The following is a 25,197-nucleotide window of genomic DNA, read 5'->3' as shown; positions in this document are numbered from 1 at the left end:
GGCCTGCGATACAGGCCTGCCTGGATAGATGCCCCGCCTGTGCCGTCAAGGCCGGCATCTCGAACCCTGAGGTTCAAGGTGGTCGCGATCCGAAGAGCATCGGGTTCGTCTACGAGTAGACGATCACTCCAGCTCTACACTCCCGCAACCCATATGCCGTAAGACATAGGTTCAGAGAATGTATGGCCAAGTCACGAGCACGGCAGGGACAAACCATGAATACTGCATGAATTCCGATACTGCGCGCGGGTTACCGCGTTGACGCTAGAGCAGCTTTTCCTGTCCGGACAGCGCGTCGTCCAGCATCAAATTCATTTCCTCGATTCTACGCTTGAAGTCGCCCACCGCCAAACCGCCCAGCGGGCCATCCGGCGCCTTCATGGCGAGCAGTTCGCCAGCAACTTGCAGCGCCGCCATCACGGCGATGCGCTCGTTGCTGGACACCTTGCCCGAACCCTGAATACGCAGCATGAGCTGGTCGACATGGCGCACGGCGGCCATGAGCACGGGTTTTTCTTCAGCGGAGCACGCCAGCGAGTAGTCGCGCCCCAGAATCGTGACGTCCACACGTTCCATTACGATTGCTCCCCGGCCGGCGCGCCCGGCAGGCGGGCCAGCACGGCGTCGATACGTTCGCGCGCCGTCGAGGCGGCCACGCGCAGGCGTTGCAGATCGGTGTCGCGCGCCCGCAGGTTGCCCTGCAGCTCGGCCTCGCGCGCACTGACGCGGGACTCCAGCGCCTGGCGTTCGGCGGCTTCGCGCGCCAGTTGCTCGCGCAGCGCGACTTCGGTCTGCTGCGCCTCGGCCAACTGGGTCGCGGTGGCGCCGTCGTGCTCGCGCAAGCGGGCCTGCAAAGCCTGCAGCTCCGTCTCGAAATCGGCGCAACGCTGCTTGAGCTTGCGCTGTTCGGATTCGCTGTCGTTCAGGCGGACACGCAACGCGTCACGCTCGGCATGCAGATGCCGGGTGCGTTGCACCAATTGCCCGATACGGGCGGCGAGTTGGTCGAGGTCTTGCAGCATGGGCGCTATCGTAAACCATCCGGGAACCGAACGGGCCTCTTCACGCAAGCTGAGAAACACGGCAATATTCGGTAGAACCTGCATTTGCCGCTTTGCGGCGCGGCCCTGGCGCCATGAGCGCCCGCCAGCCGGCTTGGCTGTCGGCCAGCTGTCTGCAAACTTTCAGTTTGCTTTCATTCTGGCTTCGCCACGGCGATCCCGTTACACATTCAAGCCCCCGCAGGTGCATTTCTAGGGAAAACCCCGAGCAACTGGCGGAAAACCAGGGTTTCCAGCGCCCTTGCCCTCCATTACCATTCGGCCTTCAAAAATACGCAAGCGCCGATTTCAGAAAACCAAACGGCACCACCAAGTGCCTTTTTTGTGCCCGCCACCCAGCACGAGCCGGAGCAGGCAGTCTTTTAAATACATGCTGTAAAACAGGAGCCAACCAATCATGCAGCTACGCAATCGACAGGACTTCTGGTCGGGGGTGATGTTCATCGTCCTCGGACTGGGATTTTCCTGGCAAGCCAGCAGCTACCAAATGGGTACTGCCGCCCGCATGGGGCCGGGATACTTTCCTTTCTGGCTGGGGCTTGTCCTGGCTTTGTTGGGCGCGATCGTGCTGATCAGCGCGCTGTCCAAGAAAGCCACCGAGACAGCCGTGGAAGGCTTCGATTGGCGCATCGTTTTCCTGGTGGTGGGCTCGGTCGTCCTGTACGCCCTGATCCTCAAGCCGCTGGGTGTCTATCTGTCCGTCTTCGTCCTCGTGGTGGTCAGCAGCCTGGCCAGCCACGAATTCAGTTGGAAGGTGGCCGTTGCCAACGGCATCTTCCTCGTGGTCTTCAGCTATCTGGCGTTCATCAAGGGACTCGGCCTGATTTTCCCGCTGTGGCCGTCGTTTCTGGGCATGAACTAAGGAGACCATGAGTCATGGAATTGTTTGACAACCTGATGCTGGGTTTCTCGGTGGCGTTCACCCCCGAGAACCTGGCGTACGCATTGCTCGGCTGCATCCTGGGCACCCTGATCGGCGTGTTGCCGGGCATCGGCCCGGTTCCGACCATCGCCATGCTGCTGCCCATCACCTATGTGCTGCCGCCGGTGGCCGGCCTGATCATGCTTGCCGGCATTTACTACGGCGCCCAGTACGGCGGCTCGACCACGGCCATCCTGGTCGCGCTACCCGGCGAGACGTCAGCGGTGGTGACCGTGCTCGACGGCCACCAGATGGCGCGCAATGGCCGCGCCGGCGCCGCCCTGGCCATCGCCGCCCTGGGCTCGTTCTTCGCCGGTTGCGTCGCCACGCTGCTGCTGGCTGCCTTCGCGCCCCCGCTGGCCGAAGTCGCCTTCAAGTTCGGTCCGGCCGAATACTTCTCGCTCATGGTGCTGGGCCTGGTGGGCGCGGTGGTGCTGGCGTCGGGCTCGCTGCCCAAGGCCATCGCCATGATCATCCTCGGCCTGCTGCTGGGCATGGTCGGCACCGACGTGAACTCCGGCGTGGCCCGCTATGACTTCGGCATCCCCGAGCTGCAGGACGGCATCGACTTCGCCATCGTCGCCATGGGCGTGTTCGGCTTCGCCGAAATCATGACCAACCTGGAGCAGAAGGAAAACCGCGTCGACATCACCGACAAGATCGGCTCGCTGTATCCGAACTTCCAGGAGTTCAAGGAAGCCGCCCCGGCCGTGGTGCGCGGCACCGCCCTGGGTTCGGCCCTGGGCATCCTGCCGGGCGGCGGCGCCGTGCTGTCCTCGTTCGCCTCCTACACGCTCGAGAAGAAGATCTCGAAGAACCCGGAGCGCTTCGGCAAGGGCCACCCGGCCGGCCTGGCTGGCCCCGAGTCGGCCAACAACGCGGCCGCGCAGACCTCGTTCATCCCGCTGCTGACCCTGGGCATCCCGGGCAACGCCGTGATGGCGCTGATGGTCGGCGCGATGACCATCCACAACATCCAGCCGGGCCCGCAGGTCATGACCAGCCACCCCGAGCTGTTCTGGGGCCTGATCGCCTCGATGTGGATCGGCAACCTGATGCTGGTGGTGCTGAACCTGCCGCTGATCGGCCTGTGGGTCAAGCTGCTGAAAGTGCCCTACCGCATCCTGTTCCCGGCCATCCTGGTGTTCTGCACCATCGGCGTGTACTCGTTGAACTACAACACGTTCGACATCTTCATGACCGCGGCCTTCGGCGTGGTGGGCTACGTGTGGGCCAAGCTGAAATGCGAAGGCGCGCCGCTGCTGCTGGGCCTGGTGCTCGGCCCCATGATGGAAGAGAACTTCCGGCGCGCGCTGCTGCTGTCGCGTGGCGACTTCAGCACCTTCGTGACGCGCCCGCTGTCGGCGACCCTGCTGGCCGTCGCGCTCTTCCTGGTGGTGCTGGTGGCGCTGCCGGCGATCCGCAAGAAGCGCGAGGAAACCTTCGTCGAGGAAGAATGATCCCTCGATGCGGCCGGCGCCTGCCGGCCGGCGCGAACCGGGCCCTCGGGCCCGGTTTTTTTTTGCCTCGGCTTCGCAGTGCCGCACGCCATGGGCACCAGGCCGTGAGATTTCAAATTGCAACCAATCACAACAAATTTGACATGAATCGGCCGCGAGTGCGTTAAGCTACGGGTTTACCCGTGTCTATCGGCTTGTGATGAAGTTCGATTGGAACAACCCCTACCCCAGCACCCGGATTCCTGTTTTCGCGCGCAACGTGGTCGCCACGTCCCACCCGCTGGCGGCGCAGGCAGGGCTGCGCATCCTGGCGCTAGGGGGCAACGCCGCGGATGCGGCGGTGGCCAGCGCCGCGACGCTGGCGCTGGTCGAGCCAGCCAGCAATGGCCTGGGCTCGGATTGTTTCGCCCTGGTCTGGGATGGCGCCCGCCTGCATGGCCTGAACGCCTCGGGCACCGCCCCGGCGGCGTGGAGCCCCGGCTATTTCCAGCGCAAGCATCAGGGCGCGATCCCGCTGCGCGGCTGGGACAGCGTGACCATACCGGGCTGCGTGGCGGGCTGGGCCAGCCTGCACGACAAGCTGGGCAGCCTGCCCTTCGCCGACGTGCTGGCGCCCGCCATCGAATATGCCGAGCGCGGCTTCGCGGTGCCCCCGACGGTGCAGCGAAGATGGGCTGACCAGGTGGACCCGCTGCGCAGCCTGCCCGGATTCGCCGAACACTTCCTGCCGCATGGACGCGCGCCCGAGGTGGGCGAGCATTTCGTGCTGGCGGGCGCGGCCGCCACGCTGCGGCGCATTGCCGCCAGCGGCGGGCGCGATTTCTACGAAGGGGAAACAGCGCAGAAGCTGGTGGCGCACGCGCAGGCCCACGAGGCGGCGCTGACGCTGGGCGACCTGCGCGATTATGCGCCGCAATGGGTCGAGCCCATCAGCCAGGCCTACCGCGGCCATGCGTTGCACCAGCTGCCGCCCAATGGGCAGGGCCTGGCGGCCCTGATCGCGCTGGGGATCGTCGAACACTTCGACCTGGCATCGCGCCCCGCCGAACATCCGGATACCCAGCACATCCTGATCGAAGCCATGAAGCTGGCGTTTGCCGATGTCCATGCGCACGTGGCCGACGCGGCGCACATGCGCATCCGCGTCGAACAGCTGCTGGACCCGGCCTACCTGGCCGAACGCGCGCGCCTGATCGACCTGCGCCGCGCTCGCGTCTACAACGCCGCGCAGGCGCCGCAGGGCGGCACCGTCTACCTTGCATGCGCCGACCGCAATGGCATGATGGTCAGTTTCACCCAGTCCAATTACATGGGATTCGGATCCGGCATCGTGGTGCCGGGCACCGGCATCAGCCTGCAGAACCGCGGCTGCTGCTTCAGCATGGACCCCGATCATCCGAACGTCGTGGGCGGCGGCAAGCGCCCGTTCCACACCGGCATTCCCGCCTTCCTGACGCAGGATGGCGCGCCACTGATGAGTTTCGGCATCATGGGCGGCAACATGCAGCCGCAGGGACATCTGCAGGCGCTGGTGCGCATGCTCGATTATCGGCAGCAGCCGCAGGCGGCATGCGATGCGCCGCGCTGGAAATGGAACCGCGGGCTCTCGGTCGATATCGAAGCCGCCATGCCCGCGCAGGTGACCGACGCCCTGCGTGCCCGCGGCCATATCGTGGAGGTCGCGGCGCCGGCTGGCAAGGATTTCGGTTCGGGCCAGTTCATCTGGCGCCTGGGGGATCCGGCGGTCGATGGCTATGTCGCGGCCAGCGACAGCCGCCGCGACGGACTCGCCGCGGGCTTTTGATTGCGTTAAGGTTACTGTCCTGCATCCCAACAGCGCCCTTTAACGGAGATCCGGCATGGCCACCATCGGCTCGAAGACGTACGACACCACCACCCCGCGCAACGTCGCTTTCCTGGGCCTGGGCGTCATGGGCCTGCCCATGGCCGGTCACCTGGCCCGCGCGGGCCATCAGGTCACGGTCTACAACCGCACGGCAGCCAAGGCGCAGGCCTGGGCCGCCGAATTCGGCGGCAAGGCCGCCGCCACGCCGCGCGAAGCCGCGGCAGGCGCGCAAATCGTGTTCTGCTGTGTCGGCAACGACGACGACCTGCGCAGCGTGGTGCTGGGCGCGGACGGCGCCTTCGCCGGCATGCAGGCCGGCGCGGTCTTCGTCGACCACACCACCGCCTCGGCCGATGTGGCGCGCGAACTCTATGCGGCGGCGCGCGAACTGAATCTGCAGTTCATCGATGCGCCGGTCTCCGGCGGCCAGGCCGGCGCCGTCAATGGCGCGCTGACCATCATGTGCGGCGGCGACAGCGCCACGTTCGAGGACATCAAGCCCGTGGCGCACGCCTTCGGCCGCGCCGTGACGCTGGTGGGCCCGCCGGGAGCCGGCCAGCTGGCCAAGATGGTCAACCAGGTCTGCATCGCCGGCGTGGTGCAAGGCCTGTCCGAAGCCATCGCTTTCGGCCAGACCGCGGGATTGGACATGAAGCTGGTGCTGGATGTGATCAGCAAGGGCGCCGCGCAAAGCTGGCAGATGGAAAACCGCGGCGCCACGATGGTGGACGACCAGTTCGATTTCGGTTTCGCCGTGGACTGGATGCGCAAGGACCTCGGCCTGGTGCTGGCAGAGGCGCGCAACAATGGCGCACGCCTGCCGCTGACCGCCCTGGTGGACCAGTTTTACGGCGATGTGCAGAAAATGGGCGGCAACCGCTGGGATACGTCCAGCCTCATCAAGCGGCTGCGCGACTGAGGCCGCGGCGCCGGCCGCTCGTAGCCCGGGCGGCCGGCGCCCGTTCGATCAGGCCGCCGCCAGACCCTGGCGCGCATCAAGCGACAGCGCATCGATGCGCTGCCTGGCCAGGGCCAACCCTTCCTGGGCGGCCAGCTCGCCCATCGCCATGCCTTCGGCCGCGATGAACGTCACGTCGGTCATGCCCAGGAAGGCCAGCATCTGCTTCAGGTAGGGCGTCATCGTGTCGTCGGGCGTACCCTCGGACTTGCCGCCGCGAGCGATCAGCACCAGCACCTGCTTGCCCTGCACCAGGCCTTCGGGCTTGCCTTCGGCCGTATAGCGGAACGTCACGCCGGCGCGGGCGATATGGTCGATATAGCTCTTGAACTGGGCCGGCAGGTTGAAGTTGTAGACCGGCACGGCGAAGACGATGCGATCGGCATCGAAGAGTTCGGCGACCAGGTCATCGCTGAGCGCGGCGATGCGCTGCTGCTGCGCGTTGCGCGCCTCGGCGGGCGTGAACAGCGCCCCGACCGTCGCGCCGTCGAAATACGGCACGGGATCGGCGGCCAGATCGCGGATCTTGACCGTACCGCCGGGTTCGGACTGCTTCAGGCGGGCCAGCAGATGGTCGGCCAGTTGCTTGGAATTCGAACGATCGCCAAGGATCGAGGACAGGATGACGAGGGTTTTCATAAGGTGGGCCTCCAGTGGTACGGCGTCGTGCCGTGTAGCCATGGCGTTACTTTAAGAGGCTTCATTGTTTACATAAACCCAGTTAAGATGAACTGTTCGTTCTGAATTTAGAACAATTTTCATGCAAGATCTCAACGACCTCTACTACTTCGCCCAAGTCGTCGAGCAAGGCGGCTTCAGTGCGGCATCGCGGGTGCTCGATGTCCCGAAATCCCGCCTGTCGCGCCGCATCTCGCAACTGGAGGACCGGCTGGGGGTGCGCCTGCTGCAACGCACGACGCGCCGCCTGCGCCTGACCACGGCCGGCGAACGCTACCTGCACTACTGCCAGGAAATGACGGCGTCCGCGCGTGCGGCCGAGGACGCCATGCGGCAGTTGCAATCGGAGCCCGCGGGCCCGGTGGTGGTCAGTTGCCCGGTGTCGATTGCCCAGCAGATGCTGGCGCCGCTGCTGCCGGAATTCCTCGACGCCTGGCCGTCGGTATCGGTGCAGCTGCTGGTCACCAACCGGCGGGTGGACGTGATCCGGGAGGGGGTGGACCTGGCCTTGCGCGTGCGCACCAAGCTGGATACCGATGCCGAGCTGGTGGTCAAGCATCTGGGCATAGCCAGCGGCACCCTGGTGGCAAGCCCCGCCTACCTGCAACGCCATGGCACGCCCGAAACGCCGCAGGAACTGGCCTCGCATCGCACGCTCAGCTTCAACGACCCGCAGAACGAAGTGCGCTGGCCGCTGACCAACCAGCGCGGGGAATCGGTCGAAGTCGCCGTGCAGCCGGTGCTGGCCAGCAATGACTTCATCGTGCTGACCCAGGCCGCGGTGCGCGGGCGCGGCATCGCGCTGCTGCCGTCGATGGCCAGCGAAGCGGAGCTGCGGCGCGGCGAGCTGGTGCGGGTACTGCCGGACTGGCGCTCGCCGGAAGGCATCGTGCATTGCATCTACCCGTCGCGGCGCGGCATGATGCCCGCCGTGCGCGCTTTCCTGGACTTTCTTGCCAAGCGCGTGCCCCCGCTGGTGCGCCAGAGCGACACGGCCCGGCCGTAGGGCCGGCCTCAGGCCTTGCGGCCGGCGACCTCGGCCGTGTCCTGCGGCGCCGGCGGCGCGGCGGCCGGGGCCATGAGGGCCGCGGCGCGCGCCGCGACCCGCACCAGCAACGCGTGCAATTGCTCGGCCGTCAGGCGGCCGACATGCTCGCGCGCCCACAGGATGGCCTCGCCCTGCTCGGACAGGTCCAGCAGCACGGGCGGCCACTGCGCCAGGCTGTTGACCAGCGCCGCGCCCGGCAGCGGATCGGGCGCCGGACCAAGCGGCAGCAGCACGGTCACCATGTCGTCCTCGCATCCGATATGGACCGCCCATTGCTCATCGATGGCCAGGGAGGTGACCGGCTCGTCGGCGCCAACGGGCAGCCCCAGCAGGTGGCGCAGATTGCGGATGAGCAAAGGGAACATGGCATCTCCTGAGCATACGTACGGATGGGGTCACATATGCTGACCTCCCCGGCGCCCGGCCCAAATCAGGCAAACGCTGCCCGCCATGGGGGAAAGCGGCCTAACGAGCACGGACTTCTCCGCGCCACGCGGGACGCGAAGAACGCCGGACAGGCCGCGGTTACCAACATGGCATCCGGCGGGCTGGCTGTCGCCCGCGCCGCATCCGGCCATCGCCGCCCCAACCACGGAGGACCCGCACATGTTGAGCAACAACGTCAATCCGGTCGTCGGCCTGTCGTACCGCCCCCTGCCCGAGACGCCGCCCAGCGGCCAGGCCGCCGCACACCCCTCCATGCGCCTGCTCGAGCCGAACAACGACGAATTCGTGCGCAGCGTGGCCAGCCCGCGCCTGCACCACAGCAGCGAGGCGCTGCGCGAAGTCAAGCACGATGTCAGGCAGTTCCAGGCCAGCGGCGACCGCTCGCTGCAGCAACTGCGCGATCTGGAAGTGGCGCTCAATCACTGGGAGGCCAGCCAGCCCAGGGAGTTCGCCAAGCGCGGCGGCATGGTGGCCGAATTGCGCACCGCCATCGACGCCTACAAGCAGCAGCTGCACGAGCAGGCGCCCAGCCATGCCAATCTGGACGTGAAATGGCTGGATGGGCTGCGCGCCGGGTCGATGGCGCTGCAAGGCGACGTCAAGGTCTGGATGCAGAACCTCGAAGACCTGCATACGCGGCGTCCCGACGAATTCGCCGCCCGCCTGCAGCAATCCACCGACGCGCTGTACAGCCACCTGGAGGCCCAATGGGCGAAGCAGCACGGAACGCCGCCCACGGCGAGCGACGTCGCGGGCATGCCGCAATGGCAGGAATACACCGCCATGCTGCGCGAGCGCTTCGCGGGCCTGGACACCATACGCCCCAACCTGACGGCCGAGGAAAACGGCGTCGCCATCCTCAAGACGCAGACGCAGCTGCTGGCTTTGCAGCGGGCGCAGGAAGCGCTGCAGGCCAGCCTGGCCGACGGCGTGTCGCACCAGGGCGACGTCGGCCTGCTGCGCACCCAGTTGCTGGCCGGCATGGTCGAAGGATTGATCGCCCTGCAGCAGGCCGACGACGACAGCGCGCTATGGAGCCGCCCTTCCGCCGCCGATAGCGGCGGCCGCCTGTCCGTCGAAGCCGGTGCCAAGGCCAGCACCGATTTCGAGGCGCCGGCCAGCAAGGGCGAGCTGCTCAGGGGCAAGGGCATCAGCGGCGAAGCCGTGCTGGAGGCGTTCGCCAACATCGAGATGAGCGTAAGCGGCTCGCGCGCCGGCGCCGCCGGCGAGGCGGAAGGCTCGCTGCGGCTGTACGGCGAGTCCACGGCACGCGCCGAGGTGTCCGGGTCGTTCGAGCCTTTCGCCCTGTCGGGCAGCATCGGGCGCGAGGAAGCCGACGGCGACACCGCGGCCAGCGCCAACCCCGTGCTGTCGCTGAACGTGAGCGCCGAGCTGTCGAGCAAGCTGGGGCTGGAAGCCCAGGGCTCGGTGACGCTGGGCAGTTTGCTCAAGCTGGATGCCGAAGGACGCGCGGAAGTCGGCGCCAGCGCCGAGGTCTCGGGCACGGCGGCGATCGACAAGCGCAGCGACGGCCTCGGCGTGCGCCTGGAGGGCCAGGCCGAGGCCTTCGCGGGCCTGAAGGCCGAAGGAACGTTGACGGCCAACCTGCTGCACAGCAAATATGCCGACGCGCACGGGCTGACCGCCTCGGTCACCGGTAGCGCCAATGTCGGACTGGGAGCCACGGCCGAGGGCAAGCTGGTGGCCAGCCCCGGCCAGTTCGAAATGGGCGGCGAGGTCGGCACCACGCTCGGCGTGGGCGGCAATATCGGCTGGAACAGCAAGGTCGACGTCAACGCTTCGACCGCCTACGCCTACGAACTGGCCTCGGCGGCCATGGCGCGCTTTGACGCCTTACGCGCCAGCCAGCTCGACCATGACGCCAAGACCAGCGGCAACGAAAGCCAGCTCAACCGCCTGGCGGCCAACCTGCAATCGCACATCGACGCGACCAGCCAAAAATTGGATGCACTGAACAGCGCCGGGGTCGAAAGCCGGATCCGCAAGGTGGACGGGTTTGCCGCCGGCGACGGCGCCCAGGCGGCGGCCGGCCTGGCGGCACAAATGGCCTTGGTGGGAACGGGCGCGGACCTCAGCCACGACATCAAGATCACGGCGCTGAATCTACGCGCATGACGGCGAGGCGTTCGGGGCGAGGCGTTCGAGGCGAGACGCTCAGCCGCTGCGCCGGAACGCCTCGGCCTCGTCGGCCGGCGCGCTCTGGTCGTACAGGGGAATCCAGAACACGGCGCACAATCCGATCCCGCCCTGGGCGTTGGGCTCGCCGTCGCGCAATTCGATATCGCCATCGTTGCGCCGCGCATAGGCACGGGCGATCGACAGCCCCAGCCCCGATCCCGACGACGACGCATGGCGGTCGCCCGCCATGCGGTCGAACCGGGCAAACGCCCGGGCGCGCAATAGCGGCTCGATGCCAGGGCCATCGTCGGCGACCTGCACCTCGGCGCGGCCGGGGTAGCGCACGACCGATACCGTGATGTGCGCCCCCGCCGGGGCATAGTTGATGGCGTTGTGCACCAGGTTGGACAGGGCCTCGTGCAGTTCGACCTCGCTGCCCCAGACCGGCACCACGGCGGTGTCGCTGGCGCCTTCGGCCTCGTCGCCGCGCGCGTCGACCCAGCCCAGATCCTGCTGCTTCTCGTGGGCCAGCGGCAGGTACTGCAGCACGACGTCGCGCGCCACGTCGTTGAGGTCGAGCTCCTGGCGCGGTGGCGCATCGGCCTGGCTGGCATGCGCCAGCGACAGCAGTTGCTCGGTCAGGCGGCGGGTGCGGCCAAGCTGGTCGACGATGGCGCGCAATCCCTCCTGGGCGCGCACCGGATCGCGCTCGCGCAAGGCGTATTGCGCCTGGGTCAGCATGATGGCCAAGGGCGTGCGCAACTGGTGCGACGCGTCGGCCAGGAACTGCGACTGTTCGTCCAGCACGCGGCGATGACGGGCAATGTGGTGATTGACGGCCTCGACCAGCGGCGCGACCTCGCTGGGCACCCGCGTGGCGTCCAGCGGCGTCAGGTCGTCGGGCCGGCGGGTGCGGATATCGTTGCGCAGGCGCACCAGCGGCCGCAGGGCCCAGTTCACCCCCCACCAGACCAGCAAGGCCACCAGCGCCAGCATGCGGGTATCGCGCAAGACCTCCTGGCGCTGCGCGCTGGCCTCGGCCTCGACGCGCTTGCCGATGCTTTCGGCCACCACGACCAGCACCTGGCGATGCTGGTTGCGGTAGTAGAGGTCGCGCACCACGGCCACGGCGCGCACCGGATCGTTGCGATACACCGCGTCGAAGAAGACCGGCTGCCCGTTGCTGCGCGGCCAGTACGGAGGACGCGGCATCTCCGGCATGCCCGACAGCGCCCGGCCGGGCTCGCGCGGCATGCCGGGCAGGTTTTCAGGCCAGGGGGGGTCGATTTCCTCGATGCGGTAATACTTTCGCATCCCGGCCTTGGACTCGAGCATGACCTGGGCGTACAGCGGCGTCGCCACCTGCAGCGTGCCGTCGGCCGCGAACTCCAGGCTGCTCTCCAGCACGCGCGCCGGCTCCAGCAGCGCCGAGTCATAGGCTTCGTTGGTGATGGCCGCCAGGGTGCGGTAGTCGTTCCAGCTGTCGATGACCAGCAATACCACCACGCCCGGCAGCAACAGCGAGATGAGCAGCGCCCGGATGCCCACCAGCGGCGTGCGCGACGATGCGCGCGAACGCTCAGCTTTCGGAGGATTCACTGACGGTGCTTTCCAGCATGTATCCCAGGCCGCGCACCGTGACGATGCGCACGTCGCTGCCCGTCAGTTTCTTGCGCAGGCGGTGCAGCACCACTTCGATGGCGTCGGGATTGGCCTCGCTTTCGTGCGTGAACACTTTGCCGAAAAGCTGCGACTTGTCGACCGGATAGCCGCTGCGGGTCAGCAGCGCCGCCAGGGCGGCATGCTCGCGCGGCGTCAGGAACAGCAGCGCACCGTCCAGGGTGAAGGCGCGGCTTTCGCCGTCGTACGACAGCGAGCCGCATTGCAGGCGGGGGGGCTGCCGGCCGCGGCTGCGCCGCACCAGGGCGGTCAGGCGGGCCTCCAGCTCTTCGAGCGCGAACGGCTTGGTCAGGAAATCGTCGGCGCCGAGATTGAGCCCGCGCACCCGGTCCTGCAGCGCGCCCTGGGCGGTCAGCAGCAGCACCGGCGTACGGTCGTCCCGGTTGCGCATTTCGCGCAGCAGCACCAGCCCGTGCTTGTCGGGCAGGCGCAGGTCCATGACCACCGCATCATATTCGTTGCCCGCCATCAGGCCTTCGGCCGTACGGGCGTCCGGCGCGTGGTCGGGCGTGAACCCGCTCTGCGCCAGCGCCCGCATCAGCCAGGCCGCCATGTCGCGCTCGTCTTCAACCAGCAATATGCGCATGGCCATCCGTCTCGGAGGACGGGCTGTCGGTCGAACGCGGCCCATGCACCCGCTGGCGCAGATAGCGCGTTTCGTGGTGCCGGCGGAATAGAATGACAGCCAGCTCGTTCAGGGCCTGCGTATAGACGTCGCGCTTGAACTCGATGACCGCGTCCAGGGGCACCCAATACTGGCTCCAGCGCCAGGCGTCGAATTCCGGGTGCTGCGTGGCGCGCAGGCATACGTCGCTGTCGCGCCCTACCAGGCGCAACAGGAACCAGATCTGCTTTTGTCCTTTATAGTGGCCACGCCACTCTCGCCGGACGAAGTGATCCGGCACGTTATAACGCAACCAATCACGTGTACGCCCCAAAATGCGGACATGCTCGGGCTTCAAGCCCACCTCTTCATGGAGTTCGCGATACATGGCCTGCACCGGGCTTTCGCCGTACTTGATGCCACCCTGCGGGAACTGCCAGGCATGTTCCCGGATTCGCTTGCCCCAGAAGACCTCGTTTTTACCGTTTACGAGAATGATGCCGACATTGGGACGGTAGCCTTCGCGATCAAGCATGGGCCACCCCCACCGAATTCAATACAATTACGGTCGATTATACGTATCTGCTGCCACCTTTAACTATGCGCGCCTCCAAGTACCACCTGAACACTCTGAAAGAAGCCCCTGCCGAGGCCGAGATCGCCAGCCACCAGTTGATGACGCGGGCCGGCATGATTCGCAAGCTGGCGGGCGGAATCTACACCTACATGCCGCTGGGGCTGAAGGTCATCCGTAAGATCGAGGGCATTGTCCGCGAGGAAATGAACGCAGCCGGCGCCATCGAGCTGCTGATGCCGGTGGTGCAGCCGGCCGAACTCTGGATGGAGTCCGGCCGCTGGGAACAGTACGGCGCGGAGCTGCTGCGCATCAAGGACCGCCACCAGCGCGATTTCGTCCTGCAGCCGACCTCGGAAGAAGTGATCACGGACATCGCGCGCAACGAGATCCAGAGCTACCGCCAGCTGCCGCTGAACTTCTACCATATCCAGACCAAGTTCCGCGACGAACGCCGCCCCCGCTTCGGGTTGATGCGCGGGCGCGAGTTCACCATGAAGGACGCCTACTCGTTCGACCGCGACGAGGCCGGCGCCCAGCGCAGCTACGACATCATGTACGCCGCCTACCAGCGCATTTTCCAGCGCCTGGGCCTGGAGTTCCGCGCCGTGGCGGCCGACACCGGCTCGATCGGCGGATCGCGCAGCCATGAGTTCCAGGTCATCGCCGACACCGGCGAGGACCTGATCGTGTACAACCCCGAGTCGGACTACGCCGCCAATATCGAGCTGGCCGAAGCGCCCGCCCTGCTGGCCACCCGCGCCGCTCCCGGCCAAGACCTGGAGGCGGTGCCCACGCCCGGCGCGGCTAAGTGCGAGGACGTGGCCAAGCTGCTGGACCTGCCGCTGGCGCGCACCATCAAATCCATCGTGCTGGCCGTCGACCAGCCCGAGGGGCCGGCGCAGGTCTGGCTGTTGCTGCTGCGCGGCGATCACGAACTCAACGAAATCAAGGCGGGCAAGCTGCCCGGGCTGGCCGGCTTCCGCTTCGCCACCGAGACGGAAATCCTCGACCATTTCGGCTGCAAGCCCGGTTACCTGGGCCCGATCAAGACGGCCAGGCCGGTGCACGTGGTGGCCGACCGCACAGTCGCCAACATGGCCGATTTCGTCTGTGGCGCCAACCGCGAGGACTACCACTACCAGGGCGCCAACTGGGGCCGCGACCTGCCCGAACCCGAGCTGGTCGCGGACCTGCGCAACGTGGTCGAGGGCGACCCCTCGCCCGACGGCAAGGGCGCCCTGTCCATCCAGCGCGGCATCGAGGTCGGCCACGTGTTCTTCCTGGGCACCAAGTACTCGGAAGCGCTCAAGGCCACTTTCCTGGACGACAACGGCAAGCCGGCCGTGCTGCAGATGGGCTGCTACGGGATCGGCGTCACCCGCATCGTGGGCGCGGCCATCGAGCAGAACCACGACGCCCGCGGCATCATCTGGCCGCGCGCCATCGCCCCCTACGAGGTGGTGATCTGCCCGGTGGGCTGGGGCAAAAGTGAAACTGTTCGTGACACCGCGCTGGCGCTGTACGAGGCGCTGCGCGCGCGCGGCGTGGACGTCATGCTCGACGACCGCGACAGCCGTCCGGGCGTCATGTTCGCCGAATGGGAGCTGATCGGCGTGCCCCTGCGCGTAACAGTTGGAGAACGCGGCCTGAACGAGGGTGTGGTGGAATTGCAGGCCCGCCGCGAAGCCGAGGCGGCCAAGGTCCCGGTGGATCAGGCCCTGGCGCAGACGCTGGCCAAACTCGACTTGCTATAGTCCCCAGGGCGGGCGCCAGCCCGCCCCGGCAGCCACAGGGCTCCTATCGATCGTGACCGACCCGAAGTTCTCCGAATCCGTGCTGGATATCCGTGTCTACTATGAAGACACGGACGCCGGCGGAGTCGTCTTCTACGCCAACTACCTGAAGTTCCTGGAACGGGCCCGCACCGAATGGCTGCGTGGCCTGGGCGTGAACCAGTCGGACCTCGCCGAGCGCGAGCACCGCCTGTTCGTTGTCCACTCGCTGGACATGTCCTACCGCAAGCCCGCCCGGCTGGACGACCTGATTACCATACGCAGCCGGATTACACGAATCGGCCGGGCTTCGATACACTTCGCGCAGCGCGCCGAGCGCAATGGGGAACTGCTTGCCCAGGGCAACATCCAAATCTGCTGCGTCGATTCGATCCGTATGCGTCCGGCCGAACTGCCGGACGATATTCGCGCAAAACTGAAATTCATCCAGATTCAGGAATAAACATGCAAGTCACCAACGACATGTCGTTGCTTTCGCTGATCTCCCACGCCAGCGTGCCGGTTCAGTTGATCATGCTGCTGCTGCTGGGCATCTCGATCATGTCCTGGACCTATATTTTTGCCAAGCGCCTGGCAATCAAGCGGGCGCACCAGCAGACCCGCCGCTTCGAGGACGACTTCTGGTCGGGCGGCGACCTGGCCATGCTGCAACAGGCGGTGGCCACCCGCCGCGACGAACAGGGCGCCCTGGCGCGCATTTTCGACGCCGGCATGACCGAATTCCTCAAGGCGCGCCGCACCAGCGCCGCCGGCGACGTCAACGCGGTGCTCGATGGCCCGCGCCGGGCCATGCGCGCGGCCTACCAGCGCGAAATGGACTCTCTCGAATCGCACCTGAACTTCCTCGCCTCGGCGGGCTCGGTCAGCCCGTACATCGGCCTGCTGGGCACGGTGTGGGGCATCATGCACGCCTTCATCGGCCTGTCGAACATGCAGCAGGCCACGCTGGCCGCGGTGGCGCCCGGCATCGCCGAGGCCCTGATCGCCACGGCCATCGGCCTGTTCGCGGCCATCCCCGCCGTGGTGGCCTATAACCGCTTCACCAACGACATCGACCGCCTGTCGATCCGGTTCGACAGCTTCGTCGACGAGTTCCTGAACATTCTGCAGCGGCAGGTGCGCTAATGCCTTCGGTACGCTCCAACGGCCGGGCCGGCCGCCGCATGAAGGCCGACATCAACGTCGTGCCCTATATCGACGTCATGCTGGTGCTGCTGGTGATCTTCATGGTCACCGCGCCCCTGATCACGCCGGGGCTGATCGAGCTGCCCTCGGTGGGGCAGGCCGCCGATGTGCCGGCCAAGCCGCTGGAAGTGCAGATTTCGGAAGACGGCAAGATTGCCTTGCGCATGCGCGAGCCGGGCGCCACGCCCCAGGACATCGCGCGCACCGAGCTGGTCAACCAGGTCCGTTCGCGCATTACCGCCGAAACGCCGGTGGTGATCGCCGCCGACGGCAAGGTGCCGTACGAGTCGGTGGTGAAAGTCATGGACGAATTGCGTTCCAGCGGCATCACGCGCCTGGGCCTGCTGGTCGACCAGGGCGCCGGCGCCGAGACGCAGCAACCTGCCCGGAAACGCTAACGCGCCGCTTGCGGACAAGCCGGCACAGCAAGACACATGACCCCACCCCTTATTCGAAGCGACCGTTCGGCGCCTCCCTCGCCCGCCACCCAGGACAACCGCAAGGCCCTGGGCCTGGCGGTACTGGTGCACCTGCTGCTGTTGCTGGTGCTGATCTTCGGCGTGAACTGGCGTTCGGAAAACCCCGGGCCGGTGCAGGTCGAACTGTGGGCCGACGGCGACTCGCCAGTCAACCCGCCGCCCGACGAAGTCAAGCCGCAGCCCAAGCCGGAACCGCAGCCGGAACCTGAACCGCAACCGCAGCCCGAACCCGAGCCGGAGCCCGAACCGCCGCCGCCCCCTCCGCCCCCCCCTCCGCCGCAGCCGGAAGTCCAGCCCAAGGAACAGCCGGACCCGGAGATCGCGCTGGAAGAAGCGCGCAAGAAGCGCGAGCAGGAAGAAAAGGCCCGCCAGGCCGCCGAGGCCGCCAAGGAAAAGGCGCGCCTGGAAGAAGAGCGCCGCCAGGCCGAGCTGAAGGAAAGGCAACGCCTCGAACAGGAGCGCCGCGCGGCCGAGAAAGCCGCGGCGGAGAAGGCCGCCGCCGAAAAGGCCGCCGCCGAGAAGCAGGCCGCCGAAAAGAAGGCCAAGGAAGAGGCCGCCAAGAAGGCCGAAGCCGAGAAGAAAGCCGAGGCCGAGAAAAAAGCCAAGGAAGAGGCGGCCAAGAAGGCGGCCGCCGAGAAAGCCGCTGCCGAGAAGGCGGCCGCCGAGAAGAAAGCCAAGGAAGAGGCCGCCAAGAAGGCCGCCGCCGACAAGGCCCTGCGCGATGCCTTCCGCAACGACGCCCTGGGCGCGGCCGGCATCCCGGGCGGCACGGCCGACCGCAACCAGGCCGGCGGCGGACGCGACAGCGGCTATGGCGCCAAGGTGCGCGCCTGCGTGCAGCCAGGCGTGGCCTATCCGCCGCCGCCGCGCGCCGGCTCGGCCAATCCCACGGCACAATACCGGGTACAGTTGGGTTCTGATGGGAAGGTCAATGGTGTCACGCTGACCAGTTCTTCGGGCAACCCGGGTTTCGACCGGGCGGTCGAAACCGGCATCCGCCGCTGCAACCCTTTCCCCAAACCATCGACCGGCCGCTACGAGCCCATTATCGATGTTGTGTACCGCATGTACGATTGACAGGAGATTGCCCGCTATGACACCCGCCTTCCGCCGCGCAGACCTGACGGGGTTCCTGCGCACCTACGGCGCCGCGCTCATTCTGCTGCTGGCAGCGATGCTGGCCTGGCAACCCGCCCAGGCGCAGTTGCGCGTGGACATTTCCGGCACCGGCGCCACGCAGTACCCGGTGGCGATCGCCGACTTCGCGGTCGACGACACGCACGGGCGCGCGCTTGCCGAAGTGATCCGCGCCGACCTGACCCGCACCGGCCAGTTCCGCCTGATCAACGCGGCCGGCTCCGGCCTGAATGTGGACTCGCAGGTCGCCCACGACGACTGGCGCGCCAAGGGCGCCGACTTCCTGGCCTACGGCAGCATCACCCGCGGCCCCGACGGCCGCTACGACGTGCGCTACCGCCTGGCCGACACGGTCAAGAAAGGCCAGCTCGACGGCGTGGCGTTCTCGGGGACGGAGCAGGAGCTGCGCCGCGTGGCGCACCAGATCGCCGACCGCATCTACGAGAAGATCACCGGCGTGCGCGGCGTGTTCTCGACCCGCATCGCCTACGTGCTCAAGCGCGGCAGCACCTACGAGCTGCAGGTCGCCGACGCCGACGGCCAGAATCCGCAGGTCGCCCTGCGCTCGCGCGAGCCCATCATTTCGCCCAGCTGGTCGCCCGATGGCTCGCGGCTGGCCTACGTGAGTTTCGAGTCGGGCAAGCCGGTGGTCTACGTGCACACGCTGGCAACCAGCGCGCGCATTCCGGTGGCCAACTTCAAGGGCAACAACAGCGCGCCCGCGTGGTCGCCCGATGGCAGCCAGCTGGCGGTGGCGCTGACCCGCGATGGTTTGTCGCAAATTTACATCGTTAGCGCCGGCGGCGGCTCGAATATGCGCCGTATTACGCGCTCTCCGGGCATCGACACCGAGCCGAACTTTACGCCCGACGGCCGTTCCATTATCTTTACCAGTGACCGCAGTGGTGGGCCGCAAATCTACCAGACCGGCCTGGATGGTGGAGATGCCCGCCGCCTGACGTTTAATGGTGGTTACAACATTTCACCCCGAATTTCCCCCGATGGATCGACGCTGCTGTACGTTGCAAGACGCGACGGCGCGTTTCGTATCGCTTCGCTCAACCTGTCCTCAGGATCCGAAACGCTGCTGACTGACGGTCGTGACGATCAGTCTCCCAGTTTCGCGCCCAACGGCATGCAAGTGCTCTACGCCGCAATCCAGAATGGTCGTAGCGTGCTTGCCGGTGTCTCGAGCGATGGGCGCGTGCGGCAGACCTTGTCCGTCCTGAACGGGGAAATACGTGAACCAACGTGGGGCCCTTTTACCCGTTAACACGTGTGACTCTCTTTGCAAAGGAACTATCATGAAGTCGCGCATTGCCAAAAGCCTAACCATAGCTGCGCTGGCCGCCACGCTGGCAGCCTGCAGTTCCGTCCCTCTCGACGACAAGGCAGGTCAAGCTGGAGGCTCCGGCCAGGGTTCGGCCTCCGGCCAGATCCTGGATCCCTTCAACCCGCAAAGCATTCTGGCGCAACAGCGCTCGGTGTACTTTGACTTCGACAGCTATACGGTGTCGGAACAGTATCGCGGCCTGGTCGAAACCCACGCCCGCTACCTGGCTTCGAACAACCAGCAGCGCATCAAGATCGAAGGCAATACCGACGAACGCGGCGGCGCCGAGTACAACCTCGCACTGGGCCAACGCCGTGCCGACGCTGTCCGTCGCATGATGACCCTGCTGGGTGTGTCGGACAACCAGATCGAAACCATTAGTTTCGGCAAGGAAAAGCCGAAGGCGACGGGTTCGAGCGAGGCTGATTTCGCCGAGAACCGCCGCGCCGATATCGTTTATCAGCGCTAAGTCCTCGCGACGCCAAGCAGCCCCACCACGCGTCGGGACGGTCATCCGGCCGTCCCGACGTTTTCGTTTCAGACCTGGATATTTTCATGCGCGATCAAGCCCTGCCCCTGCGTACTCTGGTCATTACCGCCAGCCTGGCCCTTGCGGCCATGGCAGCCCCCGCCCATGCCTTTGCCGACGATGAAGCGCGCCGCGCCATCCTGGATCTGCGCCAGCAGGTGCAACAGCAGAATGAGCAGAACCAGCGCGCGCGGCTGCAATTGGCCGATCAGTTGCAGGCCATGCAACAGGAAATCGCCCAATTGCGCGACCAGTTGGAACTGATTTCGCGCCAGCAGCCCAATGCCCAGGGCGGCCAGCCCCAGCACGCCGGCAACCCGCCCGGCGTGACCGCGGTCGACCAGCAGGAACAGGCCGCCTATGACGGCGCGATCGATCTGTTCCGCAAGGGCCAGTACAAGGACGCCGCCGAATCGCTGGCCGCCTTCATCGCGCTGTACCCGAACAGCCAGCTGGCGCCGACGGCGCAGTTCTACCTGGGCAGCAGCCGCTACGCCATGAAGGATTTCAAGGGCGCGATCGAGCAGCTCAACAATCTGGTGCAGAACGCGCCGACCAACGCCCGCGCCCCCGACGCCCTGCTGGTGATCGCCGGCAGCCAGATCGAGCTGAACAACCGCGCCGGCGCCAAGGCCACGCTGCAGCGCATCGTGCGCGACTATCCCACCACGCCGGCCGCCAACACGGCCAAGAGCCGCCTGCAACTGCTGCAGTAATGGCCGAGGCCGCTCCCGACGCGGTGCGGGCCTACGGCCGCCTGCTGCGGCGCCGCCGGTGGCTGATGGCCGCCCTGGCGGCGGCGGCCTGCGCGGCCCTGGCCGCCGACGCCGCGCTGGGTCCCGCCGGCCTGACCCTGGCCGACCTCTGGCGCACCCTGCTGCAACCCGGCGCCGCCGATACGGCGGCCCGCGTCATCGTCTGGGACATCCGCCTGCCGCAGGCCGCCATGGCCGCCATCGTCGGCATGGCGCTGGGCCTGGCGGGGGCCGAGATGCAGACCATCCTGAACAATCCGCTGGCCAGTCCGTTCACGCTTGGCGTTTCCTCCGCGGCGGCGCTGGGCGCTTCGCTGGCCATCGTGCTGCACGTCGGCGTGCCCGGCGTGGCCGCGCCCTGGCTGGTGCCGCTTTACGCTTTCCTGTTCGCCGCGCTGGCCGGCCTGCTGCTGGACCAGGTGGCGCGGCACCGTGCGATCGGCGCGCCGGCCATCGTGCTGTTCGGCATCGCGCTGGTCTTCACCTTCAATGCGCTGATCTCGCTGATCCAGTTCACCGCCAGCGCCCAGGCGCTGCAGAATCTGGTGTTCTGGACCATGGGCAGCATGGCGCGCGCCGATTGGGCCAGCGTGGGCATCCTGGCGCTCGCCTGCGCGCTGGCCCTGCCGCTGGCGCTGCGCCACGCCTGGCGGCTGACCGCCCTGCGGCTGGGCGAAACGCGCGCGGCCAGCTTCGGCGTGGACGTGCGCCGGCTGCGCCTGGCCGCCCTGTGCCGCATCAGCCTGCTGGCGGCGCTGGCGGTGGCATTCGCCGGCACGATCGGCTTCATCGGGCTGGTGGCGCCCCACATCGCCCGCCGCCTGTTCGGCGAGGATCACCGCTTCTACCTGCCTGGCAGCGCGCTGACCGGCGCGCTGATCCTGTCGCTGGCCGCCTCGGTGTCCAAGAGCCTGGTGCCGGGGGTGATCGTGCCGGTGGGCATCGTGACCTCGCTGGTGGGCATTCCCTTTTTCGTGGCGGTGCTGCTGCGCCGCCCGCAAAGCCTGTGAACGCGCCAGGACTGGCCATCGAAGGCCTGGGCGTGGCCTATGGCGCGCGCACGGTCATCGCCGGGCTGAGCCTGGGGCCCTTGCCGCATGGCACGCTCACCGCGCTGCTGGGCCCCAACGGCAGCGGCAAATCCACCCTGCTCAAGGCGGTGGCGGGACTGCTGCCCGCGCGCGGCGGCGCGATCGCCCTGGACGGGCAGAGGCTGGACCAGGCCGACCTGGCGCAGCGGGCGCAGCAGGTCGCCTATCTGCCGCAAGGCCTGCCGGCCGATGTCCACTTGCGCGTGTTCGAATCGGTGCTGGTCGCGGCGCGCGCGCATGGTGGCGAGGCGGCCGGACAAATCGGGCCGCCGGCCATCGCCGCCCTGCTCGAACGGCTGGGCATCGGCCATCTGGCGCTGCAATTCCTCGACGAACTGTCCGGCGGACAGAAGCAGCTGGTGGGCCTGGCGCAGGCGCTGATCCGGCGCCCGCGCGTGCTGCTGCTCGACGAGCCGCTATCGGCGCTGGACCCGAACTACCAGTTCCATGTGATGGACCTGCTGTGCCAGGAAACCCGCGACCATGGCTTGATCACCATCGCGGCGCTGCACGATATCAATATCGCCCTGCGCCATGCCGACCAGGCGCTGCTGATCCGCGCCGGAGAGCTGGCGGCGGCCGGCGAGCCGGCCGCCGTGATCGACGCGCCGATGCTGGCGCGTGTCTACGGCATCCAGGCGCGCGTGGAACGCTGCTCGCGCGGCCACCCCCATGTGCTGGTGGACGGCGTGGCCGGCCCCGTCAGGTAGAAGCGACCCCAGCGCCATCGGTGACGCATGGCCGGCCGTACACGGCGGCACAAAACGTTGACATAGCAACTATATGCTCATAGGATGAGCACCTCGCCCGCCGCCACCCGGCCGCGGCGCGTTTTCCGCTGACTTCCCCCGCCCATATCCGCCCAGGAGATGCATTCATGTCCGGTTTCCGCTGTTTTACGCTGGCGCGCCTGATCGCGCCCGTCTTCGCGGCCGCAGCGCTGGCCGCCGCGCCCGCCAGCGCCGCGGATTTTCCCAGCCGTCCGATCAAGCTGGTCGTGCCGGCGCCGCCGGGCGGCGCGGGCGACATCAGCGCGCGCGCCATCGCCGAAGGCATGGGCGCCAAGCTGGGCCAGCCGGTCATCGTGGAAAACCGCCCCGGCGCGGCCACGCTGCTGGGCCTGCGCGCCGTCGTGCGCGACCAGCCCGACGGCTACACCATGGCGCTGCTGCCGGTCACGGGCGTGGCCATCGCCACCACCATGTACGACAACGTCCCCAGCCTGGAGAAGGACTTCTCGTATGTGGCCGGCGTGGTCAACGCCCCGCACATGCTGGTGGCGCCGGCCGGCCATCAGTCGGCCACCGTGGCCGAACTCGTCGCCCGGCTGAAGGCCGCGCCCGGCCGCTACAACTACGCTTCGCAGGGCGTGGGCTCGCTGTCGCACCTGGAGTCGGCGCTGTTCCTGGACGGATCGAAGGCGCAGGCCGAGCACGTCCCGTACAAGGGCAGCGCCGAAGCCCTGCCCGGCCTGATGAGCGGCGAGACCGCGTTCATGTTCGACAGCGTCGCATCGGTACGCACCCACGTGGCGGCCGGCAAGCTGGTGGCCCTGGGCACCAGCGCCAGCGGCCGCGTGCCGCAGTTTCCCGATGCCCCCACGATGGCGGAACTGGGCATCGCCGACCTGAAGGCCGACAACCCATTCGCGTTCGTCGCCCCGGCCGGCACGCCGCCGGCGGTGATCGCGGTGCTGACCGATGCGGTGCGCACCGCGCTGGCAGACCCCAAGATCATCGAGACGTTGACGCGCGCCGGCATGGTGCCGGCGTTCCAGCCGCCCAAGGATATCGCCCGCATCGCCGCCGAGGACCTGGCGTTCTGGCCCGGAATGGCGCGCCGCGTCGGCGCCAAGAAGGAGTAATCGCATGACCGCCCCCCTCCCCCTGGACTGGACTTTCCCGTACGTATCGCAGCGCATGCCCGCGCTGGGCGAGAACATGGTCTGCACCGAGCAGCCGCTGGCCAACCAGGCCGCCATGCGCATGCTGGCGGCTGGCGGCAACGCCGTCGACGCGGCGATCGCGGCGGCCATCACCATGACGGTGGTGGGCCCGTGCATGAACGGCATCGGCGGCGATCTGTTCGCCATCATCTGGGACGGACGCCAGCTGCATGGCCTGAATGCCTCGGGACGGGCGCCGCAGGCCTGGACGCGGGAATACTTCTCGCGCCATGACGCCATGCCCGCGCGCGGCTGGGACGCCGTGACGGTGCCGGGCGCCGTGTCGGGATGGGTGGCGCTGTCGCGCAAATTCGGCAAGCTGGATTTCGCCCGCCTGTTCGAGCCGGCCCTGCACTACGCGCGCCACGGCTTCCTGGTCACGCCCATCACCGCGCGCCAGTGGGCGGACCAGGCCGAGCCGATCATGCAGGGCCCCGGCTTTCGCGATGCCTTCGCCCCCAACGGCCGCACGCCCCAGCCCGGCGAACGGTTCATCTGCCCTGGGCAAGCCGATACGCTGCAGGATATCGCGGACACGCACGGCGAATCGTTCTACCGCGGCGCGCTGGCCGCCCGCATCGCCGCGTTCGCGCGCGAGACCGGCGGGGCACTGACCGAGGCCGACCTGGCCGCGCACCAGGCGGATTGGGTGGACCCGATCGGCGCGCAGTACGGCGAACTGACGCTGCACGAAATCGGCCCCAGCGGCCAGGGCATCGGCGCGCTGATGGCGCTGGGCATGCTCGACGGCCTGTCGGGCAAGCTGGGCCAGCCCGACAGCACGGACTTCTATCACTACCAGATCGAGGCCATGAAACTGGCCTTCGCCGACATCAACCGCTATGTGGCCGACCCCGCCTCGATGCGCGAGGTCTCGGCCGAGATGCTGCTCGACCGCGCCTACCTGGCCACGCGCGCCGGCGCGATCGACCCCGCCGAGGCGCGCTACCCGGGCCCCGGCAAACCCCACAACGGCGGCACGACGTACCTGACGGCCGCCGACGCCGACGGCATGATGGTGTCGCTGATCCAGTCCAACTTCAAGGGCTTCGGCTCCGGCGTGGTGGTGCCTGGCACCGGCATCGCCCTGCACAATCGCGGCTGGGGCTTCAACCTGATCGAAGGCCATCCCAACGAGGTCGGACCCGGCAAACGGCCGTTCCACACCATCATCCCGGGCTTCCTGATGCGCGACGGCGAGCCGCTGATGAGCTTCGGCGTGATGGGCGGCTCGCTGCAGGCGCAGGGCCACGTACAGGTGACGGTGCGCACGGCCGCCGGACAGAACCCGCAGGCCATCGTCGACGCGCCGCGCTGGCGCATCCTGGAGGACAACCGCACCGTCATGGTGGAATGGAACTTCCCCGACGCCGCCGTGGCGGGCCTGCGCGAGCGCGGCCACGCGGTGACCGTGGCGCCGCGCTTCTCGGATGAATTTGGCGGCTCGCAAGCCATCATGCGCATCGAGGGCGGCTACCTCGGCGCGTCGGACCACCGCAAGGATGGACAGGCCAGCGCGCTCTGAACGCG

The 25,197-nt window shown here is 67.5% G+C and carries 25 protein-coding genes and 1 other RNA gene; 18 read left to right on the top strand and 8 right to left on the bottom strand.

All coding sequences use genetic code 11. The features are described 5' to 3' along the window. Positions 1–26: 26 nt before the first annotated feature. The 3 genes from ssrS to EL288_RS03875 form a co-directional block, all read right to left on the bottom strand. Positions 27–212: non-coding RNA, 6S RNA (ssrS, locus tag EL288_RS03885), on the bottom strand. 52 nt (positions 213–264) lie between these two features. After that, positions 265–576, bottom strand: a complete 312-nt coding sequence (locus EL288_RS03880) for a cell division protein ZapA (protein WP_003814611.1) — start codon at positions 574–576, stop codon at positions 265–267. Continuing rightward, positions 576–1,106 (bottom strand): hypothetical protein, encoded by a 531-nt coding sequence (locus tag EL288_RS03875; RefSeq protein WP_003814613.1) that lies wholly within the window; start codon positions 1,104–1,106, stop codon positions 576–578. The genes EL288_RS03880 and EL288_RS03875 overlap by 1 nt, the downstream gene beginning before the upstream one ends. A gap of 352 nt (positions 1,107–1,458) precedes the next feature. Here EL288_RS03875 and EL288_RS03870 point away from each other — a divergent pair, with 352 nt between their 5' ends. The 4 genes from EL288_RS03870 (at position 1,459) to EL288_RS03855 (ending at position 6,208) form a co-directional block, all read left to right on the top strand. Then, positions 1,459–1,923: a tripartite tricarboxylate transporter TctB family protein gene (locus EL288_RS03870; protein ID WP_003814615.1), complete on the top strand. Its 465-nt coding sequence runs from the start codon at positions 1,459–1,461 to the stop codon at positions 1,921–1,923. A 14-nt stretch (positions 1,924–1,937) separates the two neighbouring features. Beyond that, the gene (locus EL288_RS03865; protein WP_003820743.1) at positions 1,938–3,443 is read left to right on the top strand and encodes a tripartite tricarboxylate transporter permease; all 1,506 of its coding nucleotides are present in this window, start codon (positions 1,938–1,940) and stop codon (positions 3,441–3,443) included. 196 nt (positions 3,444–3,639) lie between these two features. After that, positions 3,640–5,247, top strand: a complete 1,608-nt coding sequence (locus EL288_RS03860) for a gamma-glutamyltransferase family protein (protein WP_003814619.1) — start codon at positions 3,640–3,642, stop codon at positions 5,245–5,247. Between the two features lie 55 nt (positions 5,248–5,302). Beyond that, the gene (locus EL288_RS03855; RefSeq protein ID WP_003814620.1) at positions 5,303–6,208 is read left to right on the top strand and encodes an NAD(P)-dependent oxidoreductase; all 906 of its coding nucleotides are present in this window, start codon (positions 5,303–5,305) and stop codon (positions 6,206–6,208) included. 48 nt (positions 6,209–6,256) lie between these two features. Here the strand turns inward: EL288_RS03855 and EL288_RS03850 are convergent, their stop codons facing one another. Next, entirely contained in the window at positions 6,257–6,886 is a 630-nt protein-coding gene (locus EL288_RS03850; RefSeq protein WP_003814622.1) for an FMN-dependent NADH-azoreductase, read from the bottom strand. Between the two features lie 121 nt (positions 6,887–7,007). Between EL288_RS03850 and EL288_RS03845 the strand changes: the two genes are divergently transcribed. Then, a complete protein-coding gene (locus tag EL288_RS03845; protein WP_003814625.1) occupies positions 7,008–7,931 on the top strand; it encodes a LysR family transcriptional regulator in 924 nt (307 codons plus the stop codon). Positions 7,932–7,939: 8 nt separating this feature from the next. Here EL288_RS03845 and EL288_RS03840 read toward each other — a convergent pair whose 3' ends face one another. Continuing rightward, positions 7,940–8,338 carry a type III secretion system chaperone family protein gene (locus EL288_RS03840; RefSeq protein WP_003814626.1) on the bottom strand — a complete coding sequence of 133 codons (399 nt, stop codon included), beginning with the start codon at positions 8,336–8,338 and terminating at the stop codon, positions 7,940–7,942. Between the two features lie 241 nt (positions 8,339–8,579). Between EL288_RS03840 and bopC the strand changes: the two genes are divergently transcribed. Further along, on the top strand, positions 8,580–10,556 hold the full coding sequence (gene bopC, locus EL288_RS03835) for a type III secretion system effector BopC (protein WP_003814629.1): 1,977 nt from the start codon (positions 8,580–8,582) through the stop codon (positions 10,554–10,556). 39 nt (positions 10,557–10,595) lie between these two features. Here the strand turns inward: bopC and EL288_RS03830 are convergent, their stop codons facing one another. The 3 genes from EL288_RS03830 to EL288_RS03820 are packed head-to-tail and all read right to left on the bottom strand — an operon-like array spanning position 10,596 to position 13,378. Continuing rightward, positions 10,596–12,107, bottom strand: coding sequence for a sensor histidine kinase (locus EL288_RS03830; protein WP_003814631.1), 1,512 nt, complete (start codon positions 12,105–12,107; stop codon positions 10,596–10,598). Between the two features lie 31 nt (positions 12,108–12,138). After that, entirely contained in the window at positions 12,139–12,825 is a 687-nt protein-coding gene (locus EL288_RS03825; RefSeq protein ID WP_033446989.1) for a response regulator, read from the bottom strand. Next, complete coding sequence (locus EL288_RS03820; RefSeq protein WP_003814635.1) at positions 12,806–13,378, bottom strand: RNA pyrophosphohydrolase; 573 nt, start codon at positions 13,376–13,378, stop codon at positions 12,806–12,808. Before EL288_RS03820 ends, EL288_RS03825 begins: the two co-directional genes overlap by 20 nt. Before the next feature lie 65 nt (positions 13,379–13,443). Between EL288_RS03820 and EL288_RS03815 the strand changes: the two genes are divergently transcribed. The 12 genes from EL288_RS03815 to EL288_RS03760 all read left to right on the top strand — a co-directional run bounded on the left by EL288_RS03815 (position 13,444) and on the right by EL288_RS03760 (position 25,192). Then, positions 13,444–15,174 (top strand): proline--tRNA ligase, encoded by a 1,731-nt coding sequence (locus tag EL288_RS03815; RefSeq protein ID WP_003814636.1) that lies wholly within the window; start codon positions 13,444–13,446, stop codon positions 15,172–15,174. Between the two features lie 52 nt (positions 15,175–15,226). Next, the gene (ybgC, locus tag EL288_RS03810; RefSeq protein WP_003814639.1) at positions 15,227–15,655 is read left to right on the top strand and encodes a tol-pal system-associated acyl-CoA thioesterase; all 429 of its coding nucleotides are present in this window, start codon (positions 15,227–15,229) and stop codon (positions 15,653–15,655) included. 2 nt (positions 15,656–15,657) lie between these two features. Further along, the gene (gene tolQ / locus EL288_RS03805) at positions 15,658–16,338 is read left to right on the top strand and encodes a protein TolQ (protein ID WP_003814641.1); all 681 of its coding nucleotides are present in this window, start codon (positions 15,658–15,660) and stop codon (positions 16,336–16,338) included. After that, the gene (gene tolR / locus EL288_RS03800; RefSeq protein ID WP_003814643.1) at positions 16,338–16,796 is read left to right on the top strand and encodes a protein TolR; all 459 of its coding nucleotides are present in this window, start codon (positions 16,338–16,340) and stop codon (positions 16,794–16,796) included. Before tolQ ends, tolR begins: the two co-directional genes overlap by 1 nt. 36 nt (positions 16,797–16,832) lie before the next feature. Continuing rightward, entirely contained in the window at positions 16,833–17,954 is a 1,122-nt protein-coding gene (gene tolA, locus EL288_RS03795; RefSeq protein ID WP_003814646.1) for a cell envelope integrity protein TolA, read from the top strand. Between the two features lie 16 nt (positions 17,955–17,970). Then, positions 17,971–19,287, top strand: coding sequence for a Tol-Pal system beta propeller repeat protein TolB (gene tolB, locus EL288_RS03790; RefSeq protein ID WP_010931417.1), 1,317 nt, complete (start codon positions 17,971–17,973; stop codon positions 19,285–19,287). Between the two features lie 31 nt (positions 19,288–19,318). Then, positions 19,319–19,816, top strand: a complete 498-nt coding sequence (gene pal, locus EL288_RS03785) for a peptidoglycan-associated lipoprotein Pal (RefSeq protein WP_003814650.1) — start codon at positions 19,319–19,321, stop codon at positions 19,814–19,816. A gap of 86 nt (positions 19,817–19,902) precedes the next feature. Further along, positions 19,903–20,592, top strand: a complete 690-nt coding sequence (ybgF, locus tag EL288_RS03780; RefSeq protein ID WP_003814652.1) for a tol-pal system protein YbgF — start codon at positions 19,903–19,905, stop codon at positions 20,590–20,592. Then, positions 20,592–21,641: a FecCD family ABC transporter permease gene (locus EL288_RS03775; protein WP_003814655.1), complete on the top strand. Its 1,050-nt coding sequence runs from the start codon at positions 20,592–20,594 to the stop codon at positions 21,639–21,641. Before ybgF ends, EL288_RS03775 begins: the two co-directional genes overlap by 1 nt. Then, positions 21,638–22,432, top strand: coding sequence for an ABC transporter ATP-binding protein (locus EL288_RS03770; protein WP_003814657.1), 795 nt, complete (start codon positions 21,638–21,640; stop codon positions 22,430–22,432). The genes EL288_RS03775 and EL288_RS03770 overlap by 4 nt, the downstream gene beginning before the upstream one ends. A 167-nt stretch (positions 22,433–22,599) precedes the next feature. After that, the gene (locus EL288_RS03765; RefSeq protein ID WP_003814659.1) at positions 22,600–23,586 is read left to right on the top strand and encodes a tripartite tricarboxylate transporter substrate binding protein; all 987 of its coding nucleotides are present in this window, start codon (positions 22,600–22,602) and stop codon (positions 23,584–23,586) included. Between the two features lie 4 nt (positions 23,587–23,590). Further along, entirely contained in the window at positions 23,591–25,192 is a 1,602-nt protein-coding gene (locus EL288_RS03760; RefSeq protein WP_015064955.1) for a gamma-glutamyltransferase family protein, read from the top strand. Positions 25,193–25,197 lie beyond the last annotated feature (5 nt).

Source organism: Bordetella bronchiseptica, assembly GCF_900636925.1.
Lineage (GTDB): Bacteria > Pseudomonadota > Gammaproteobacteria > Burkholderiales > Burkholderiaceae_B > Bordetella > Bordetella pertussis.
The sequence above is the reverse complement of the archived record's forward strand: the minus strand, read 5'-3'. Positions and strand labels throughout refer to the sequence as shown.

Excerpts from the sequence above, each read along its gene's own strand:
- EL288_RS03870 (WP_003814615.1), top strand. The coding sequence starts at position 1,459 with ATGCAGCTACGCAATCGACAGGACTTCTGGTCGGGGGTGATGTTCATC.
- EL288_RS03820 (WP_003814635.1), bottom strand. The coding sequence starts at position 13,378 with ATGCTTGATCGCGAAGGCTACCGTCCCAATGTCGGCATCATTCTCGTA.
- bopC (WP_003814629.1), top strand. The coding sequence starts at position 8,580 with ATGTTGAGCAACAACGTCAATCCGGTCGTCGGCCTGTCGTACCGCCCC.
- tolR (WP_003814643.1), top strand. The coding sequence starts at position 16,338 with ATGCCTTCGGTACGCTCCAACGGCCGGGCCGGCCGCCGCATGAAGGCC.
- EL288_RS03775 (WP_003814655.1), top strand. The coding sequence starts at position 20,592 with ATGGCCGAGGCCGCTCCCGACGCGGTGCGGGCCTACGGCCGCCTGCTG.
- EL288_RS03815 (WP_003814636.1), top strand. The coding sequence starts at position 13,444 with ATGCGCGCCTCCAAGTACCACCTGAACACTCTGAAAGAAGCCCCTGCC.
- EL288_RS03845 (WP_003814625.1), top strand. The coding sequence starts at position 7,008 with ATGCAAGATCTCAACGACCTCTACTACTTCGCCCAAGTCGTCGAGCAA.
- tolB (WP_010931417.1), top strand. The coding sequence starts at position 17,971 with ATGACACCCGCCTTCCGCCGCGCAGACCTGACGGGGTTCCTGCGCACC.
- EL288_RS03855 (WP_003814620.1), top strand. The coding sequence starts at position 5,303 with ATGGCCACCATCGGCTCGAAGACGTACGACACCACCACCCCGCGCAAC.
- EL288_RS03825 (WP_033446989.1), bottom strand. The coding sequence starts at position 12,825 with ATGCGCATATTGCTGGTTGAAGACGAGCGCGACATGGCGGCCTGGCTG.
- EL288_RS03880 (WP_003814611.1), bottom strand. The coding sequence starts at position 576 with ATGGAACGTGTGGACGTCACGATTCTGGGGCGCGACTACTCGCTGGCG.
- ybgF (WP_003814652.1), top strand. The coding sequence starts at position 19,903 with ATGCGCGATCAAGCCCTGCCCCTGCGTACTCTGGTCATTACCGCCAGC.
- pal (WP_003814650.1), top strand. The coding sequence starts at position 19,319 with ATGAAGTCGCGCATTGCCAAAAGCCTAACCATAGCTGCGCTGGCCGCC.
- EL288_RS03850 (WP_003814622.1), bottom strand. The coding sequence starts at position 6,886 with ATGAAAACCCTCGTCATCCTGTCCTCGATCCTTGGCGATCGTTCGAAT.
- EL288_RS03840 (WP_003814626.1), bottom strand. The coding sequence starts at position 8,338 with ATGTTCCCTTTGCTCATCCGCAATCTGCGCCACCTGCTGGGGCTGCCC.
- EL288_RS03865 (WP_003820743.1), top strand. The coding sequence starts at position 1,938 with ATGGAATTGTTTGACAACCTGATGCTGGGTTTCTCGGTGGCGTTCACC.
- tolQ (WP_003814641.1), top strand. The coding sequence starts at position 15,658 with ATGCAAGTCACCAACGACATGTCGTTGCTTTCGCTGATCTCCCACGCC.
- EL288_RS03765 (WP_003814659.1), top strand. The coding sequence starts at position 22,600 with ATGTCCGGTTTCCGCTGTTTTACGCTGGCGCGCCTGATCGCGCCCGTC.
- EL288_RS03760 (WP_015064955.1), top strand. The coding sequence starts at position 23,591 with ATGACCGCCCCCCTCCCCCTGGACTGGACTTTCCCGTACGTATCGCAG.
- tolA (WP_003814646.1), top strand. The coding sequence starts at position 16,833 with ATGACCCCACCCCTTATTCGAAGCGACCGTTCGGCGCCTCCCTCGCCC.
- EL288_RS03875 (WP_003814613.1), bottom strand. The coding sequence starts at position 1,106 with ATGCAGGTTCTACCGAATATTGCCGTGTTTCTCAGCTTGCGTGAAGAG.